Annotated in this window: 15 protein-coding genes, 1 tRNA gene and 2 pseudogenes; 8 read left to right on the forward strand and 10 right to left on the reverse strand. The window is 69.8% G+C overall.

Translation table 11 applies throughout. The features are described 5' to 3' along the window. Window positions 1-475 precede the first annotated feature (475 nt). The 3 genes from QMK34_RS07810 to QMK34_RS07820 are packed head-to-tail and all read right to left on the reverse strand — an operon-like array spanning window position 476 to window position 3646. The gene (locus QMK34_RS07810; protein WP_326413014.1) at window positions 476-1525 is read right to left on the reverse strand and encodes a sensor histidine kinase; all 1050 of its coding nucleotides are present in this window, start codon (window positions 1523-1525) and stop codon (window positions 476-478) included. Further along, window positions 1522-2223, reverse strand: coding sequence for a response regulator transcription factor (locus QMK34_RS07815; RefSeq protein ID WP_326413015.1), 702 nt, complete (start codon window positions 2221-2223; stop codon window positions 1522-1524). Before QMK34_RS07815 ends, QMK34_RS07810 begins: the two co-directional genes overlap by 4 nt. A 10-nt stretch (window positions 2224-2233) precedes the next feature. Continuing rightward, window positions 2234-3646, reverse strand: coding sequence for a hypothetical protein (locus tag QMK34_RS07820; protein WP_326413016.1), 1413 nt, complete (start codon window positions 3644-3646; stop codon window positions 2234-2236). Between the two features lie 155 nt (window positions 3647-3801). Here QMK34_RS07820 and QMK34_RS07825 point away from each other — a divergent pair, with 155 nt between their 5' ends. The 5 genes from QMK34_RS07825 to QMK34_RS07845 all read left to right on the forward strand — a co-directional run bounded on the left by QMK34_RS07825 (window position 3802) and on the right by QMK34_RS07845 (window position 7511). Beyond that, window positions 3802-4458 carry a glycosyltransferase family 2 protein gene (locus tag QMK34_RS07825; protein WP_326413017.1) on the forward strand — a complete coding sequence of 219 codons (657 nt, stop codon included), beginning with the start codon at window positions 3802-3804 and terminating at the stop codon, window positions 4456-4458. Next, window positions 4455-5141, forward strand: coding sequence for a TIGR04282 family arsenosugar biosynthesis glycosyltransferase (locus QMK34_RS07830; protein WP_326413018.1), 687 nt, complete (start codon window positions 4455-4457; stop codon window positions 5139-5141). Before QMK34_RS07825 ends, QMK34_RS07830 begins: the two co-directional genes overlap by 4 nt. Next, window positions 5138-5773: a methyltransferase domain-containing protein gene (locus QMK34_RS07835; protein ID WP_326413019.1), complete on the forward strand. Its 636-nt coding sequence runs from the start codon at window positions 5138-5140 to the stop codon at window positions 5771-5773. Before QMK34_RS07830 ends, QMK34_RS07835 begins: the two co-directional genes overlap by 4 nt. A 230-nt stretch (window positions 5774-6003) precedes the next feature. Then, a complete protein-coding gene (locus tag QMK34_RS07840; protein ID WP_326413122.1) occupies window positions 6004-7077 on the forward strand; it encodes a molybdopterin-dependent oxidoreductase in 1074 nt (357 codons plus the stop codon). Further along, window positions 7074-7511: a hypothetical protein gene (locus QMK34_RS07845; protein ID WP_326413020.1), complete on the forward strand. Its 438-nt coding sequence runs from the start codon at window positions 7074-7076 to the stop codon at window positions 7509-7511. The genes QMK34_RS07840 and QMK34_RS07845 overlap by 4 nt, the downstream gene beginning before the upstream one ends. A 233-nt stretch (window positions 7512-7744) precedes the next feature. Here QMK34_RS07845 and QMK34_RS07850 read toward each other — a convergent pair whose 3' ends face one another. The 7 genes from QMK34_RS07850 to QMK34_RS07880 all read right to left on the reverse strand — a co-directional run bounded on the left by QMK34_RS07850 (window position 7745) and on the right by QMK34_RS07880 (window position 14920). Further along, on the reverse strand, window positions 7745-9298 hold the full coding sequence (locus QMK34_RS07850; protein ID WP_326413021.1) for a S1C family serine protease: 1554 nt from the start codon (window positions 9296-9298) through the stop codon (window positions 7745-7747). A gap of 72 nt (window positions 9299-9370) precedes the next feature. Next, complete coding sequence (galT, locus tag QMK34_RS07855) at window positions 9371-10453, reverse strand: galactose-1-phosphate uridylyltransferase (protein ID WP_326413022.1); 1083 nt, start codon at window positions 10451-10453, stop codon at window positions 9371-9373. Continuing rightward, window positions 10450-11250, reverse strand: coding sequence for a DeoR/GlpR family DNA-binding transcription regulator (locus tag QMK34_RS07860; RefSeq protein WP_326413023.1), 801 nt, complete (start codon window positions 11248-11250; stop codon window positions 10450-10452). The genes galT and QMK34_RS07860 overlap by 4 nt, the downstream gene beginning before the upstream one ends. Before the next feature lie 160 nt (window positions 11251-11410). Beyond that, on the reverse strand, window positions 11411-12859 hold the full coding sequence (locus QMK34_RS07865) for a sensor histidine kinase (protein ID WP_326413024.1): 1449 nt from the start codon (window positions 12857-12859) through the stop codon (window positions 11411-11413). After that, a complete protein-coding gene (locus QMK34_RS07870) occupies window positions 12856-13548 on the reverse strand; it encodes a response regulator transcription factor (RefSeq protein ID WP_326413025.1) in 693 nt (230 codons plus the stop codon). Before QMK34_RS07870 ends, QMK34_RS07865 begins: the two co-directional genes overlap by 4 nt. Window positions 13549-13639: 91 nt before the next feature. Further along, on the reverse strand, window positions 13640-14257 hold the full coding sequence (locus QMK34_RS07875; RefSeq protein ID WP_326413026.1) for a trimeric intracellular cation channel family protein: 618 nt from the start codon (window positions 14255-14257) through the stop codon (window positions 13640-13642). A 9-nt stretch (window positions 14258-14266) separates the two neighbouring features. Next, window positions 14267-14920: a response regulator transcription factor gene (locus tag QMK34_RS07880; protein WP_326413027.1), complete on the reverse strand. Its 654-nt coding sequence runs from the start codon at window positions 14918-14920 to the stop codon at window positions 14267-14269. 485 nt (window positions 14921-15405) lie between these two features. On the opposite strand from QMK34_RS07880, the gene QMK34_RS07885 reads away from it, so the two are divergent. The 3 genes and pseudogenes from QMK34_RS07885 to QMK34_RS47730 form a co-directional block, all read left to right on the forward strand. Further along, window positions 15406-15478, forward strand: a tRNA-Arg gene (locus tag QMK34_RS07885). Window positions 15479-16176: 698 nt separating this feature from the next. Beyond that, window positions 16177-16308 (forward strand): annotated as a pseudogene (locus QMK34_RS07890) (hypothetical protein); the annotation flags it as partial. Between the two features lie 247 nt (window positions 16309-16555). After that, a pseudogene (locus tag QMK34_RS47730) lies at window positions 16556-16819 on the forward strand (IS1380 family transposase); the annotation flags it as partial. Window positions 16820-16826 lie beyond the last annotated feature (7 nt).

Consider the following 16826-nt stretch of genomic DNA (forward strand, 5'->3'; position numbering starts at 1 on the left):
GTGCACACTGATCAACTGAGGCCCTTGGTCGATCTTCCGTCTGTAGCAAGAAGGAATGATCAACCAAGGGCCTCACCCATGACCAACCGGGGCCCCCACCAGACACCACCTGGTTAAACAACAAGCTCAGAGGGCGTCCGGAAACTGATGTCATGTCGTCCAGTTTGGCGCCGAGGGCCGCGTGACTGACGGGGGACTTTCACGCGGTCTGTTCTGGTGAAGGGGACTTTTGCGAGGTTGAGTCGAGGGAAGTCCTCTTCAGTCGGGACCCCAGGTTTGCCGTGTGCCCTGATGGGAGCCTTCACGGCGTTTAACGCCGTCATGGTGGCCTTCAGGGGCACGCATGAAACGGTCATGGCGGTATGAAACGGGCGAATGGGTAGACTTTTCGTCCTTTGTGGAGGGTAAGCGGCTTCGAAGGACAGGCGCCCGAGGCTTCGAGCGGCGGCGGCTGCGACAGTTCTCAGACGCCTTCTCAGACGCTCGCCAGGGGTAACCGCACCTCGAACCGGCAGCCAGGGCCGTGGTTGTGCACGCCGATGCTGCCGCGGTGGGCCTCGACGAGTCCCTTCGCGATGGCCAGGCCGAGGCCGCCACCGGTCGTCTCGCCGTCACGCTCGGGCGTGCGGGCCTGGGTGCCGCGGAAGGCCACGTCGAAGACACGGCTGATCTCGTCGTCGGGGATCCCGCCGCACGAATCGTCGACGGCGAACAGGGCCTCGCCGTTTTCGATGGCGATCTGCACCGCGACCGTCCCGTCCGGCGGGGTGTGCCGGATCGCGTTGGACACCAGGTTGCGCACGATCCGCGCCAGCTCGGGATCGCTGCCGGAGACCACCGGCCAGGCATCGGCGTTCTCGAGCACCCGCACACGCTTGCGCTCGGCGACCGGGGCCTGCGCGGCGACGGCGTCGCTCACGACGTCGCGCAGCGGGACCGCCGCCATGGTCAGCCGCAGCGCGCCCGCGGTGATCCTGGACAGCTCGAACAGGTCGCCGACCATCCCCGACAGGCGGGTGGTCTCGCCGCTGATCCGCTGGGCGTAGTCCGAAACCTCGGCGCGCTCGCACACCACGCCGTCCGCGATCGCCTCGGCCATCGCCTGGATCCCGGCCAGCGGACTGCGCAGGTCGTGACTGATCCACGCGACGAGCTCGCGCCGCGAAGCCTCGGCGACGCGCTCCCGCTCGCGGGCCTCGCGCTCCCAGATACTGCGGCGGGCGATCGCACGGCCCAGCACGATCGCGGCCGGCACGGTCACCAGCGCGACCAGCAGGCAGACCAGGGTCATCGTGGCGAGCGCCGGGGTGAACATGAACCCGCTGATGCCCACCACCCCGACCAGCGTCGCGAGCACCGGGATGAGCACGAGGACCGTCATCGTGCTGGCCAGCGATCCCCGGCGGAGCACGTAGAGCACCAGCCCGCCGAGCAGCGCGACCGGCAGCGCGAGCATCAGCGCGTACGGCAGGATGTGCCAGACGTGGCTCAGGATTTCGGCGAAGGACTCGCCTGACCCGATCATGAGTGACCGGGATCGTAGCGGTAGCCGACGCCCCACACGGTGGCGACGCGAACCGGTTTCGCTGGCTCACGCTCGATCTTCTCCCGCAACCGTCGCACGTGGACGGTCACTGTGGACTGATCGCCGAAGTCCCAGCCCCACACCTTCTCCAGCAGGTCCGCACGGGAGAAGGCGACCCCGGGGTGCGCGAGGAAGAAAGCGATGAGGTCGAACTCGCGCGCGGTCAGGGGCAGTTCGCGGCCGTCGAGAGTGGCGTGGCGGGCGCTCATCTGCAGCCGCAGGTTGCCGTCGGCCAGCTCGGCGGCGGCGGGCTCGGCCAGCGGCAGCCGCGCACGGCGCAGCACCGAGGCGACGCGCAACGCGAGTTCCTTGGGGCTGAAGGGTTTCGTGACGTAGTCGTCGGCGCCGAGCTGCAGCCCGGCGATCCGGTTCTCCTCCTCGCCGAGCGCGGTGAGCATCACGATCGGCACCTGGCTGATCTGGCGCAGCCGCTTGCAGACGTCGAGCCCGTTGAGCCCTGGCATCATCACGTCGAGCACGACGAGGTCCGGCTGCCGCGCGGCGAAGCTCTGCAGCCCCTCCTGCCCGTTCCCGGCGACGTCGACGGTGAACCCGGCGACCTCGAGATAACGCCGCACGACGTCGCGCACGGTCTCGTCGTCGTCGACGACGAGCACCCGTCCTGCCTGATCAGTCATGCGATCCGCCTCACCAGTTCGTCAGCACCAGGTGGTTCACCAGCAGCGCCGTCGCGGCCTGCGCCGCCAGCCACCAGCGTCGGGAGCCGGTGGGCAGCAGCGCGGTCGCGGGAATGAGCCATACCCCGAACGGTAGCCAGATCCGCTCCACTTCGGCCTTGGAAAGACCTGAGAGATCGGCGAACGCGACGGCCAGCATCGCGGCGAGCACGATCAGCAGCACCGGGTTGGCCAGCAGGGAACGCTTCGGCTTCTCGAGAAACGCCCCGGTAACCGTGCGCCGCATCCCGGCGACCACGGCCGGACCGGTCGCGATGAGGAAGGACGCGATGTCGGCCCACACCCAGTAGGAGTACGGCCGCAGGTGCGCGATGCCCTGGTAGTACCGCTCCACGACCAGGTGATAGCCGTCGAGCCACCAGAACCCGGCCAGCGCGAAGACGCCGACGACGGCCAGCGCCGCGGGCACCGCGAAGGCCGCGGCCCGCCACTGCTTACCGACGATCAGCACGGCGAGCGCGACGACGCCGAGCAGGACCAGGCCGTAGGACAGGAAAATGCCGAACCCGAGCAGCAGACCGCCACCCACGGCGGCGAAAGCGGCGAAGCGGCGTCGCTTCGTGAAGCCTACGGCGGCCAGCGCGAGCAGCGCGATGCCTGTCGCCGTGACACCGGCGAAGAGCCCGTCGGCCGAAGCGCCGATCCAGACCACCCCGGGCGTCAGGACGGCGAAGGGCACGACAGCACGAGCGGCGTCGTGCCGTCCGAGCAGGGACAGCGTCGCGGGCACGGCCACCGCGATCAGGCAGCCGACGACCACGCAAGCCGTCGCCGCCCATGCGCCGCCGCCGAGGCCGATCCGGTCCAGCCAGACGAACACCAGCGTCGCGCCCGGCGGGTGCCCGCCCACGTGCGTGGTCCAGAAGTGCGGGGCGCCTTCGAGGATGCGCGAGGAGAACGACCGCAGCATGTAGCCGATGTCGGGGATGTTGGGCACCTCGTGGAGGTACTCGTTGTCCGTCGTCAGCCTGGTGGTGAACCCCCTGGCCCAGCCGTCGACCATGACGAGCGCCATCGTCCAGGCGAGCGAGGCGAGGTAGCCGAACGCGAGCAGGCGCCGCCACGGTGTCCTCGCGGCGACGGACGGGCCCCACAGCACGACAGCGGCCGCGATCAGCACGGCGAAGGCCGAGCCGGGGCCGACGTGCGGGAGCCAGTCGCCGAAGATCGGCGGGGCCTTGGCGTAGATGACCACGCCGGATTTCGGATCGTTGTAGTAAAGGCCGACGGCGGTGGCCGCGCCGACCAGAACCACCGCCAGTGCGGCGAAGATCAGATCGGCCCGGTGTCCCCGGCTGGCGGGTTCCACTGGCGCTGGGGAGGGCGGCTCGGCGAGCCGGGCACCCGAAGACGACTCGCTCATCGCCGACCACCCTAGCCCGGATCACCCCGTCTCACCGGCTCGGACCCTGGTCCGTCACCAGTTGGTAAGAACTCGTCACCCGAACGGTCAACGTCAGTATTTGGTAAGCCCTATAAGGGTTCTACACCCTCCATGGTGGACTTAAGGTCCGAGTCGTGAACGATCTCGTAGACGTCGTACTGCCCTGCCTTGACGAGGCGGGCGCGCTGCCCGGCGTACTGGGCGCCCTCCCGGAAGGCTACCGGGCCATCGTGGTCGACAACGGTTCGAGCGACGGCTCGCCCGAAATCGCCGCGTCGCTCGGTGCCAAGGTCGTGCACGAAACCCGGCGCGGCTACGGCGCCGCCGTGCACACCGGACTCGAAAGCGCGACAGCCGACATCGTCTGCTTCGCCGACGCCGACGGCTCACTCGACCTCGGGCAGCTGCCGATGCTGGTGGACGCGCTCACCGAAGGCACCGACATGACCGTCGGGCGGCGCGTGCCCACCGGGCCCGGCGTCTGGCCGTGGCACGCGCGGGCGGGCAACCGGCTGCTGTCGGCGATGCTGCGCCGCCGCGGCCTGCCGGTGCGCGACATCGCGCCGCTGCGCGCGGTCCGCCGCCAGGCGCTGCTCGACCTCGGCGTCACCGATCGCGCGTTCGGCTATCCACTGGAGCTGCTCATCAAGGCACAGCGCGCCGGCTGGCAGGTGCGCGAGTACGACGTCCGCTACGGCGAGCGCGCGAAGGGCACCAAGTCCAAGGTGTCCGGCTCGCTGCGGGGCACGCTGCGCGCGGTCCGCGACTTCGGGCGGGTGCTGAGCCGATGAGCGCGCACTTCAGCCTGCTGGTGATCGCGAAGGCGCCGGCCGCGGGCTTCGCCAAGACCCGGCTGTGCCCGCCCGCCACCCCGGAGCAGGCCGCGGAGATCGCCGCGTCCGCCCTGCTCGACACACTCGAAGCCGTGCTGAACACGCCCGGCGCGAAGCCGGTCGTCGCGATGACCGGCGAGCTGGGCGCCGCGGCCAGGAGCGCCGAGATCAGCCGCGCGCTGCGCGGCGCGACGGTGATCGCCCAGCGTGGCTGGGACTTCGGCGCCAAGCTGGCGAACGCGCACGCCGACACCGCGGCCGTGCACGCGGGCCTGCCGGTGCTGCAGATCGGCATGGACACCCCGCAGGTCAGCCCCGAGTCGCTGGCCGCGGCGGTCGAGCCGATGCTGCACGGCGGCCGGGATTCCGTGCTCGGCCCGGCCGAGGACGGCGGCTGGTGGGCACTCGGCCTGACCGACCCGAACCACGCCCAGGTCCTCGCCGGGGTCCCGATGTCGCGCGAGGACACCGGTGAGCTGACCCTGCGCGCGCTCGCCGGTGTCGGGCTGCGGCCAAAAACCCTCACCACACTGTCCGATGTGGACACCATGCTGGACGCCCAGCGGGTCGCGGCGCTCCGCCCTGGCAGCCGGTTCGCCCGCGCAGTCGGCGCCGTGACCTGGCAGGAAGTGACGCGATGACCGCGACCATCAGCAAGGGCGGCGAGTTCGACCTCGGCCTGCTCGGCCAGCGATGCTGGCTGGAACTGGCGAACGGGGAACGGATCGACCTGCCCGTCGAGCGCTGGACCGACGGCTCCTGCGAGGGCGACGAGGTGCTGCTCGACGCCTGCGGCGGCCCGACCCTCGACATCGGCTGCGGGCCCGGCAGGCTCACCGCCGCGCTGACCGAACGCGGGATCGCCTCACTCGGCGTGGACAGCTCGCGCACCGCCGTGCAGCTGACGCAGGGGCGCGGCGCGGTCGCCTTGCACCGCAACGTTTTCGACCGGATCCCCGGCGAGGGCCGGTGGCGGCATGTGCTGCTGGCCGACGGGAACATCGGCATCGGCGGCAATCCGGTGGCACTGCTCCGGCGCGCCGCCGAGCTGCTCGGCGCGGGCGGGACGGCGCTGGTCGAGCTGGAACCGCCGGGCACCGGGGTGCGCAACGAGCACGTCCGGCTCCAGCCCCAGACCGACGAGGGCTCGTGGTTCACCTGGGCCTGGGTCGGGGCCGACGCGGTGGGCGCGCTCGCCGCGCAGGCCGGGCTGGCCGTCGAGTGGACGGCCCGGCGTGGGCACCGCTGGTTCGCCGAGCTGGTGCGCACGTGAAACCACGAACCGTCACCAGGACCAGTCCGCCGCCGATGGTCCGGCAGCTCGTCGTCGGGCACCGGCGTCGCGTCCGCGCGGGCCGGACGCCCCGGGCCCGTGTGCAGACGCTGCTGGACAAGTACCTGGACAAGTACGAGGTCAAGGAGAAGATCGACAAGCTGCCGATCCCGAAGGAGGAGCAGTTCGCCGCGGCCGCCCACGACGAGCGGGTGACCTCGCGGATCGGCATGTGGCTGGCGGTCAGCTTCACTGTCTGTTTCCTCACCGGGCTGATCAGCCACCTCATCCAGCACCCGGCCGGGTGGTTCTGGTGGCCGAGCCGTCCGGTGAGCCTCTACCGCGTCACGCAGGGGCTGCACGTGATCTCGGGGATCGCGTCGATCCCGTTGCTGCTGGCGAAGCTCTGGAGCGTGTTCCCGAAACTGTTCGGCAGGCCGCTGGTCAAGTCGCTGCCGCACGCACTGGAGCGGCTGTCGATCCTGGTGCTGTCGGCGTCGGCGTTCTTCGAGCTGACCACGGGACTGCTGAACGTCGCGCAGAACTACCCGTGGAACTTCTACTTCCCGCAGGTGCATTACGCCGTGGCCTGGGTCGCCATCGGCTCGATCGGCGTGCACATCGCGGTCAAGCTGCCGGTGATCCGGCGGGCGCTGAGCAAGCAGGCCAAGGACACGCCCGAGCCCGAGCCGGTGCCCGCGCGGACGGCTGCCGGACTTTCGCGGCGCGGCTTCCTGCGGACCACCTGGGTGGCGTCCGGGGTCGCCGTGGTCGCCACCGCGGGTGCCACGGTTCCCTTGCTGCGTAACGTTTCCGGTCTTTCCTGGCGCTCGGACAAAGGGCCGCAGGGCCTGCCGGTGAACCGGACGGCCGCGGCCGCGGGCGTCCTGGACAAGGCGAACGACCCGGCCTGGCGGCTGTCGATAGTGACTCCCGCTGGCACCAGGACGTTCTCGCTCGCCGAGCTGCGCGCGATGCCGCAGACGACCGCCGAGCTGCCGATCGCGTGCGTCGAGGGGTGGAGCCAATCGGCGCAGTGGCGCGGGATCTCGCTGCCCGCGTTGCTGCGAGCGACGGGAAGCAAGCCCGGCGTCTCCCTTCGGGTGACCTCGCTGGAACGCGGCGGGCTCTACGCCGTCACCGAGCTGCCCGGCGAACACACCGAGGACGAGCTGACCCTGCTCGCGCTCGAACTCAACGGTGAGGTGCTCGACATGGACCACGGCTTCCCGTGCCGGATCATCGCCCCGAACCGGCCGGGCGTGCTGCAGACCAAATGGGTGACCCGGCTGGAGGCGCTGTGAAGACGTTGCGGGTGCTGTTCTTCCTACCCGGCATCGCGGCGCTCGTCTGGGGCGTGCTGCTGTTCGCGGACTACGCGCTGCCCCTGCGGCCGGACAGCGTGTTCACCCTGGGCTGGCTCGTCGGCTTCCCGGTGCTGCACGACGCGGTGGTCGCGCCGGTGGTCGGCGTCGCCGGGCTGTTGCTGAGCCGGGTCGTCCCGGTGGCCTGGAAGACGCCAGTGGTGGTTGGGACGGTACTGACCGCGATCCTGGCGATCCTGTCGGTCCCGCTGCTGTGGCGGACTTACGGCACCCCGCCGAGCCCCGGGCTGCACGACGGCAGCCCCGGCACCGGCCTGCTCGTGTCGCTCGCCGTCGTCTGGGCCGTGGTCATCCTGACGGGCGCCCTCCGCGCCCTGCTCCCCCACCTCCGCCGCCGCCCGCACGTCAGGTAGCCCCTCTGCCCCTGAAGGCCACCTTCACGGCGTTAAACGCCGTGAAGGTGGCCTTCAGGGGCAGTCGCACCCGGGTGGGAGCGAAGGGGGTCGGGGGCAAGGAAAAAGCCACGCGCGAACGGCTAGAGAGCCGGTCGCGCGTGGCTGGGGGTTCCGGCCCCCTGGGGGTGACGCCGGAAAGCTGGTCTCGGCCGCACACGCGGCGGCCGAGCGTCTGGAGGAAGACCGAGAAGTCAGTTGGGGGTGACGGGCTGGCCGCCGAGGGTGACCTCGACCGTCCGGGAACCGCCGACGGTCATCTGGACCTTCTCGTTCGGGGCCCGCGTGCGGATGGCCGCGATCAGCGTGCTCGCCGTGTCGATCGGGCGGCTGTCGATCTTGGTCACGATGTCGCCGGACTTGAGGCCCGCCTTCTCCGCGGGGCTGCCTGGCGTGATGTCGCCGAGCTGCGCACCGCCCTGGGGCGCGTCCTGGACCTTGGCGCCGATGAACGTCTGTGTGGCCTGGCCGGTCTTGATGATGTCGTCGGCCGTGCGGCGCGCCTGGTCGATCGGGATGGCGAAGCCGATGCCGACGTTGCCCCCCTCGGCCTGCCCCTGACCCTGGCCCTGACCGGACGCCGACTGCGGGCTGTAGATCGCCGAGTTGATGCCGATGACCTGCCCGGCCATGTTCGCCAGCGGACCGCCCGAGTTGCCGGGGTTGATAGCCGCGTCGGTCTGGACCGCGTCCATCACGGTGTTCTGGTCGCCCTGACCGCCGCCCGCGCTCACCGGCCGGTGCAGCGAGCTGACGATGCCGGAGGTGACCGTGCCGGTCAGCTCGAACGGCGAACCGATCGCGACCACGGCCTGGCCGACCTTGAGGTCGTCGGACCGGCCGAGCTCGACCGGGGTCAGCCCGCTCACGTTGTCGACCTTCACCACGGCGATGTCGGTGGTCGGGTCCCGCCCGATGACCTTCGCCGGCGCCTTCTTGCCGTCCTGGAAGACCGCCGTGATCTGACCGCCGTTCGCGGCGACCTCGACCACGTGGTTGTTCGTCAGGATGAAACCGTCGGTGCTGAGCACGAAACCGGAGCCTTCACCGGCCGCGGACTGCCCGGAAACCTGCAGCTCGACAACGCTCGGCGAAAGCTTCTGCGCGACCGACTCGACCGAGCCCGACGGAGTGTTTCCCGTCTGCTGGGCCGGCTTCGGCGCGTCCAGCGCGTTGGTGATCGAACCGCCGGAACCCGAGGAGAGGTACCCGACCGTGCCACCCGCGATGCCGCCGACGAACAGCGCGATGAGCGCGACACCGGCGAGCATCTTGCCGGGACCTCGCGCCGGGCGCGGCACCTGCTGCGGGGGGAGTCCGTAGATCGACGTCCCCGGCCCGGCGGCGTGCTGCCCCGCGTGGACCTGCTGGGCATAGGGAGCCTGCGAAGGCGGAAGCTGCGTGCCCCCGTTGGCCACGGCTTGCGCCTCGGCCGACCACGGGTTGTACGCCTGCTGCTCGCCCGTCTGACCGGCCGCCGGGTACGCGTGCTGGCTCGGCGACGCATACGGGTTCTCGGCCTGCGGGGGGTTCTGCGTGTAGGACTGGCCGGAGGCGGGGTACGACTGCTGCCCGGCGTACGGCTGCTGGTCGGTGCGAGCGTGCTCGCCTGAACCGCTCACCTCGGGCTGACTCGCGAACCAGTTCTCCTGTCCGGCAGTCTCCCCGGTCTGCGGGGCCGGGCCGGACTGGCCCTGGGCAGGTCGCGGGGCGCCGGAGTCGTGAGCGCTCGGGTCGTTCTCGGTCATGTCACCACCATGCGCGTCGGTCCTGAGAAGTTCCTGAGCCGAACCTGTGCATCGCTGATGAGTATGACGGCCTCAGCCCGCGGCACGCAGCTTCTCCGCGATCTGCTCAGGCGTGGCGTCGTTCACCCACACCGCCATCCCCGATTCCGAACCGGCCAGGTACTTCAGTTTGTCCTTGGCGCGCAACACCGAGAACAGTTCCAGGTGCAGCCAGCCGAGCTCGCGATCGCGCTTGGCCGGAGCCTGGTGCCAGGCCGCGATGTAGGGCAGCGGACGCCCGAACAGCGCGTCACAACGGCGCAGTACCCGCAGGTAGACGTCGGCGAAGTCGTCACGCTCCGCTTCGGTGAGCGCCGGGATGTCGGGCACCTGGCGGTGCGGCACCAGCTGGACCTGCACCGGCCAGCGCGCGGCGGGCGGCACGAACGCCGTCCAGTGCTCCCCCGCCACGACGACGCGGGAGCCGGACTTGCGCTCGGCGGCCAGCACGTCGCCCATCACCGGACGGCCGTGCTCGGCCTGGTAGTCGCGGGCGACGTCGATCATGCGAGAGGTCCGCGGCGTGACGAAGGGGTAGCCGTAGATCTGCCCGTGCGGGTGGTGCAGGGTCACGCCGATCTCTTCCCCCCTGTTCTCAAAGGGAAAGACCTGCTCGACACCGTCCAATGCGGACAGTGCCTCGGTCCGGTCGGCCCAGGTGTCGACGACCGCGCGCACCTGCTTCGACGTCAGCCCGGCGAACGAGCCGTCGTGGTCACTGGTGAAGCAGACGACCTCGCAGCGGCCACGGCCGGGCGCGATCGGGACCAGCCCCAGACCGTCCACTGTGGAGGACTCACCGATGACGTTCTCCGAGAACGACGGGAACCGGTTCTCGAACACCACGACGTCGTAGGAGGATTCGGGGATCTCGCTGGGTTTCCCCGGTTTGCTGGGGCACAGCGGGCACAGGTCTGCGGGCGGTTTGTACGTCCGCGTCTGCCGGTGCGCAGCCATCGCGACCCACTCGCGGGTCAGCGGGTCGAGCCGGATCTCGGACGCGGCCGCCACCGGCGGCAGGTCGCGGGTGTCCTCGGCGACGCGCTCGGGCGCGCCGGGCCGGTCGAAATAGATGATCTCCCGGCCATCGGCCAGGTGTCGTACCGTGCGCGTCACGCTTCTTCCGCCTCGACTGTCTCCGCCGTCTCGGCGATCATGAGTTCCCCCGCCTTTTCGGCGAGTGTTTCCCTGGCCTGCTCGGACAGTCCGTCGTCGCTGACGACCACGTCCGCCTCCTCGAGCCCGGCGATGGTCGAGATGCCGACCGTGCCCCATTTGGTGTGGTCGGCGAGCACGACCAGCTTGCGGCCCGCCTCGACCAGCGCGCGATTGGTCTCGCTCTCGGTGAGGTTCGGCGTGGTGAACCCCGGCCCGTCGGCCATCCCGTGCACGCCGAGGAAGACGACGTCGAGGTGCAGCGAACGCAGGCTGTGCACCGCGACCGGCCCGACCAGCGCGTCCGACGGAGTGCGGACACCGCCGGTCAGCACCACCGTGCGCTCCGGCTGGCTCGATCCGCGCAGCACGTCGGCGACCTGGATCGAGTTGGTGACGATGGTGAGCCCGGGGACGCCGTCGAGCGCCCTGGCCAGCGTCCATGTCGTGGTACCGGCGGAGATGCCGATCGCGGTGCCCGGCCGCACGAGCCCGGCCGCGACCTCGGCGATCGCGTCCTTCTGGGCTCGCTGACGGACGGACTTCGCCTCGAAACCGGGCTCGTCGGTGCTCTTGCCGACGACCGAGGTGGCGCCGCCGTAGACCTTCTCGACCAGCCCGCGGCCCGCGAGCACGTCGAGATCCCGCCGGACGGTCATGTCGGACACGCCCAGCCTTGTCACGAGGTCACTGACCCGGACGGCGCCCGTCCGGCGTGCCTCCTCGAGAATCACCGCCTGTCGCTGCCGCGCCAGCACCGCCACTCCAACCTTGGGCTCGTCTCAACTACACAAAATCCTACACGATCAAACATACCGCTTTCTTTGCGAGCGCGCTGCTGTGTTAGTTGGCGGGCGCGCCGCGTGAAGTCTCTGCTCGCAGGGCTCACAGAGACCTTGTGGCGGGGTTGGGAAGGCGTCACTCGGGGGTTCCGGGTAAGCGCATTGAGATCAGGGCGCCGCCTTCGGGGGCGCGGGCGGCGTAGACGGCGCCGCCGTGCCGCTCGGCGGCGTGTTTGACGATCGCGAGACCGAGGCCGGAGCCCGGCAGGGTTCGCGCCTCGGACGAGCGATAGAAGCGGTCGAAGACCTTGGGCAGGTCCTCGTCCGCGATCCCCGGCCCGGAGTCCGCCACCTCGATCACGGCCGTGCCGTCGCCCAGCGGGTACAGCTGCACCCGCACGACCGAACCCTCCGGCGAGAATTTCACCGCGTTGTCGAGCAGGTTCAGCACCGCCCGTTCGAGCGCGGTGGAGTCGCCGGTGAGCGCCCACGGCTGCAGCTCCACGTGGAAGTCGATCTCCCCGGCTCGCCGGCGAGCCCTGTCCAGCGCGCGCTCGATGACGTCCACCAGCTCGACGTGCTCGAACTGCGTGCGCGGCTCGTCCTGGCGCGCGAGCTCCACCAGGTCGCCGATCAGCTGCGTGAGCTCGTCGAGCTGACCGCTGATGTCGGCCTCGATGTCAGTGCGGTCCTCGTCCGAAAGCGTGCGCGCGCCGGGCCTGCTCGCGGAGAGCAGCAGCTCCAGGTTCGTCCGCAATGAGGTCAGCGGGGTGCGCAGCTCGTGCCCGGCGTCGGCCACCAGCTGCCGTTGCCGTTCCTGCGAGTCGGCGACCGTGCCCAGCATCGTGTTGAAACTCTGCGTCAGCCTGGCGAGCTCGTCGTCGCCACTGACCGGGATGGGCCGCAGGTCACCGGTCCTCGCCACCCGTTCGGCGGCCGAGGTCAGCCTGTCGACCGGGCGGAGGCCGGTCCTGGCCACGGCCGTCCCCGCGGCGGCGGCGACCAGGATCCCGGCGCCGCCGATCAGGAACAGCACGACGGACAGCTCGTTCAACGTCCGTTTGGTCGGCGCGAGCGACTGCGCGAGCACCATCGCCTGCCCGTGTCCCGTGGGCAGCGCGATGACCCGGCTGTCGGTACGGAAGTCCGTGCGCAGCGACCGCGGCAGCTCACCGGACGCGACGGCGATCTCGCTGTCGCCGTAGGGCGGCGGCGTACCGGCCTGCGGGTAGATCAGGGTGATCCGGTCGCCGAAGTTGAGCTGCCCGATCTGCAGGTCGGCGCTGGCCAGGAAAGCGCCGGGGACCTGGCGCAGCTGGGTCTGGACCTGCGGGGAGTCGACCGCGGCCTGCGCGCGGGCGGCGAGGTTGTCGTCGACCTGCTGGTAGAGGTTGTCGCGCACGATGAGGTACGCCCCGAGCGAGACGAGCGCGACCGCGCCCGCCACACAGGCCGCGGCCAGCAGCGTCACCCGTCCGCGCAGGGAGAAGCGACGGGTCACCCAACGGGTGGGTCCGGGCTTCTCCTCGGTCTCGTCGGAAGTGACGTTGGAAGTGACGTTGATGACGGGGATCGGGCTGGTCACGGCGGAGTCTCCCGGAGGACGTAACCAACCCCCCGGACCGTGTGGATCAGCCTCGGCTCGCTCTCCGCCTCGGTCTTTCGGCGTAAGTAGCCGACGTAGACCTCCAGCGCGTTGCCCGACGTCGGGAAGTCGTAACCCCATACCTCTTCCAGAATCCTTCCCCGTGTCAGCACGTGCTTCGGGTACGAGAGGAACAGCTCGAGCAACGCGAACTCAGTCCTCGTCAGACTGATCTCGCGTTCGCCGCGGCGCACCTCCCGCGTCCCGGGGTCCAACGTCAGGTCGGCGAACGACAGCGTCTCGGCGGCCGCACCCGTCTGGGTGTCGGGGATGGCCCGGCGCAGCAGCGCGCGCAGGCGGGCCAGCAGCTCTTCCAGTGCGAACGGCTTCGGCAGGTAGTCGTCGGCTCCGGCGTCCAAACCGGACACCCGATCGGACACGGTGTCCCGGGCGGTCAGGACGAGGATGGGCAGGTCGTCGCCGGTGCTGCGCAGCCGCCTGGCCACCTCGAGACCGTCGAGCCTCGGCATCATCACGTCGAGGACCATGGCGTCCGGCCGGTTGGCGATCACCGACTCCAGCGCCTGCGCCCCGTCACTGGCCATCTCCACCTGGTAGCCGTTGAACTCCAGAGAGCGACGAAGGGACTCACGGACGGCCCTGTCGTCGTCCACCACGAGAATGCGCATGACGACAGTCTTACGCAGCGTGCTGAGACCCGCCTAAGAACTCACACAGAATAGACAAAGGAAATCTCACCGAGACCTCACGGTGCCGGGATCAAGGCGCGGGATCGGCGCCCCTGGCCACCGGCGCGTTCCCGCGCCGCCACAGCGCCACCATCCGCACCGCGACGACGGCGGCCGCCGCCACGACCGTCACCGGACCCGAGGGTAGTCGCAGAACGTGACCGATCCCGACGAGCACGGCACCGGCCAGCGCGGCCACCGCGTAGATCTCCTTGCGCAGCACCAGGGGTATTTCCCGCAGCAGCAGATCGCGCACGGCACCGCCGCCGATCCCCGTCGTCATGCCGATCAGGCACGCCGCGTAAACCGGCGCGCCGGTATCGAGCGCGATGGTCGTGCCCGCCGTGGCGAACACGCCGAGCCCGAGCGCGTCGGCCAGCAGCACCGCCCGCCGCAGCCGGGCGATCTGCGGGTGGAAGACGAACACGAGCAGCGCCGTCGCCGCGCAAACCGCCAGGTAGGGCCAGTTGCGCAGCGTCGTCGGCGGGTGGATGCCGAGCAGCACGTCCCGGATCACCCCGCCGCCCAGCGCGGTCGTCAGCCCGACCACGATCACGCCGAACACGTCGAGCCGCGCCCGCACCGCGGCGAGCGCGCCCGACGCGGCGAACGCGAACAGACCCAGGTATTCGAGCGCGGTGAGCAGCACCGGCGGAGATTACTGGTCGAGCAGCCCACCGCGATAGGCGAGCAACGCGGCCTGCACCCGGTTTGCGGCCCCGATCTTGGACAGGACCGCCGAGACGTAACCCTTTACGGTGGCCTCGGACAGGTGAAGCTGACCGCCGATCTCGGCGTTCGACAACCCCTGCCCGATCAGCCCGACGACCTCACGCTCGCGGTCCGAGAGCGAGGCCAGCAGCTTGCGAGCGGGCTGTGCGGCCCGCTGCTCGTCACGGTGCGTCTGCACCATCCGCGCGGCGACCCCGGGATCCAGCACCGCACCCCCGCGGGCCAGGTCACGAACCGCGCGCAGCAAAGCAGCGGGGTCGATGTCCTTGAGCAGGAAGCCGTTGGCACCCAGCCGCAGCGCGAGGCTGACGTACTCGTCGATGTCGAACGTGGTCAGCATGGCCACACTCGGTGGATCAGGCAACGCGAGGATGGCCCGCAGCGCGCGGATGCCGTCGTCGGGCGCCCGCATCTTGATGTCGAGCAGCGCCACGTCAGGGTGATAACGCCTGGCCGCCTCGACCGCCGATCTGCCGTCGCTCGCTTCGCCCACGATCTCGATGTCCGGCGCGCCGGACATCATCGCGCGCAGGCCAGAACGAACCAATTCCTCGTCGTCGGCGAACATGAGCTTGATCAACGAAGCCCTCCGGCAGCCGGTGGAGCGGGTTCCCCGCATCCCGTTAAGAAAGATTACCTACTGTTGTTCAACGTTTCGAAACCAGACACGTCCGAGTGGCAGATTAGGCCATCCGGGCCTTGCCTTCCCCACAGAGACGGTCAGCGGCGGTGTTGATGACGGCTGGCTGGACTATTTGACCCGGTCAGGTGATGTTGATCAGCATCGGGGGCCGAACACGCGGGAACCTCAAGGTGACTCTGACCCTACTCACCTGCACAATCGCCTTTTCGCGACCACGAGCCACCCCCGCGCACCGGCGCTCAGGCACGCGAGCTCCGACTCGCCGGACTCCCACCCGACGACCAACACGACCAGGCATTTCCCGAATAATCTTCACGTTCACCGCCGCCCGCAGGCGGTGCCCGCGCGCTCCCTGCTCGGCGGCGACCGGCCCCCGGCCAAGCCCCGAGGACGGGCCCGGTAAGCTGAAGTCGGCAGTACATGCCCTCGTAGCTCAGGGGATAGAGCACCGCTCTCCTAAAGCGGGTGTCGCAGGTTCGAATCCTGCCGAGGGCACACAGTTCAGAGGCTTTTCGCAGGTCGAGCCGAGGGCCGCGTGACACGCTTCGTGACACAAACCTCCGTAGTCTTGATCTATGACGACCTCTACGGGACGTACGCGCAGGCAACAACGAGGTGCGATCGACGAACTGCCGAGCGGCGCCCTCATGGTCCGCGTCTAGGCAGGCAAGGACCCAGTCACTGGGGGTCGACACGACCTCATCGAGACCATTCCGCCGGGCCCCGACGCCAAGAAGGTCGCCGAAGCTACCCGGGTACGCCTGGTCAACCAGGTCAACCAGATCAACGAGCGACGGCACCCGAAGACCTCTGCGACGGTCACTCAACTATTTGACCGGTTCTTCAAGACCAGGGACGTGGCCGAGTCCACGATCATCCGCGAGAAGGAGCTGGTCGACCTTCATATCCTTCCCTTGATCGGCGCGCAGCCCGCCGTACGCCTTGACGGGGCATCGTCGACTCACTACACGCCGAGTGCCGCCGCTGTCGCATCCACTGCAAAGAACGAGGACTCGCAGACCACCGAACGCCTCGCCCGCACGACTGCGACCCCCGATGCAAGCCACACCAGTGCAAAGGCCTCGCCAACGACACGATCCGAAAGATCCATTTCCTCCTCACCGGTGCCTGCAAGAAGGCAGCCGCGTGGGGCTGGTGGTCAGTAAGCGCTGGACGCAAATACCGACGCGGCATTGCGCGCTTTCCTCGACACCGGCCAATACACCGCCCTGGACACGGACGAGGACCTCAGGGCCAACCAAATTCTGTCCGCCGCTCGCGCTTCCAGCACCCGAGAGGTGCAGTCCGCGGCCTTGGCCGCTATCGACGGCCCGCCCACCCTGCGCCACGAGTTCCTGATCGTCGGGCAGTTCACCGCCGCTCGACGTGACCAGAACACCGCCGCGCACAACGCCGCGATCGACGGATTGCTCGCTCAGGCCGCCAGCTCGGCCGCCATCGCCATTCATGACGCCAACGACGCGCAAGCTGCCGCCGCGAGGGCGCGCAACGCCGCTGAAGAAGCGCAAGGCCACGCAAACCAAGCCGCCGTCGCCGCGCGCCAAGCCGCTGACTACGCCAGCCAGGCTCGAGCCGCGGCGGACCGCGCGGCCGCATCTGCCCGGCGTGCTGGCCGCGCGGGCAGCGGCACGGGAACGGGCGTGGGCCGCCGGTGCCAGCCCGGACCTGACCGGCCTGCTGGACATCGACTTCGACGCCACCGTCACGATTTCCCATTCCGAGGACAAGGAAAACGCGGCGAAAACGTGGAAACGGACGTACGGTTTTCACCCGTTGCTGGCGTTTCTGGACCGCCCCGACGTCTCCGGCGGTGAAGTGCCGA

Origin of the sequence: Amycolatopsis sp. H20-H5 (assembly GCF_035828755.1) — a bacterium.
Lineage (GTDB): Bacteria > Actinomycetota > Actinomycetes > Mycobacteriales > Pseudonocardiaceae > Amycolatopsis.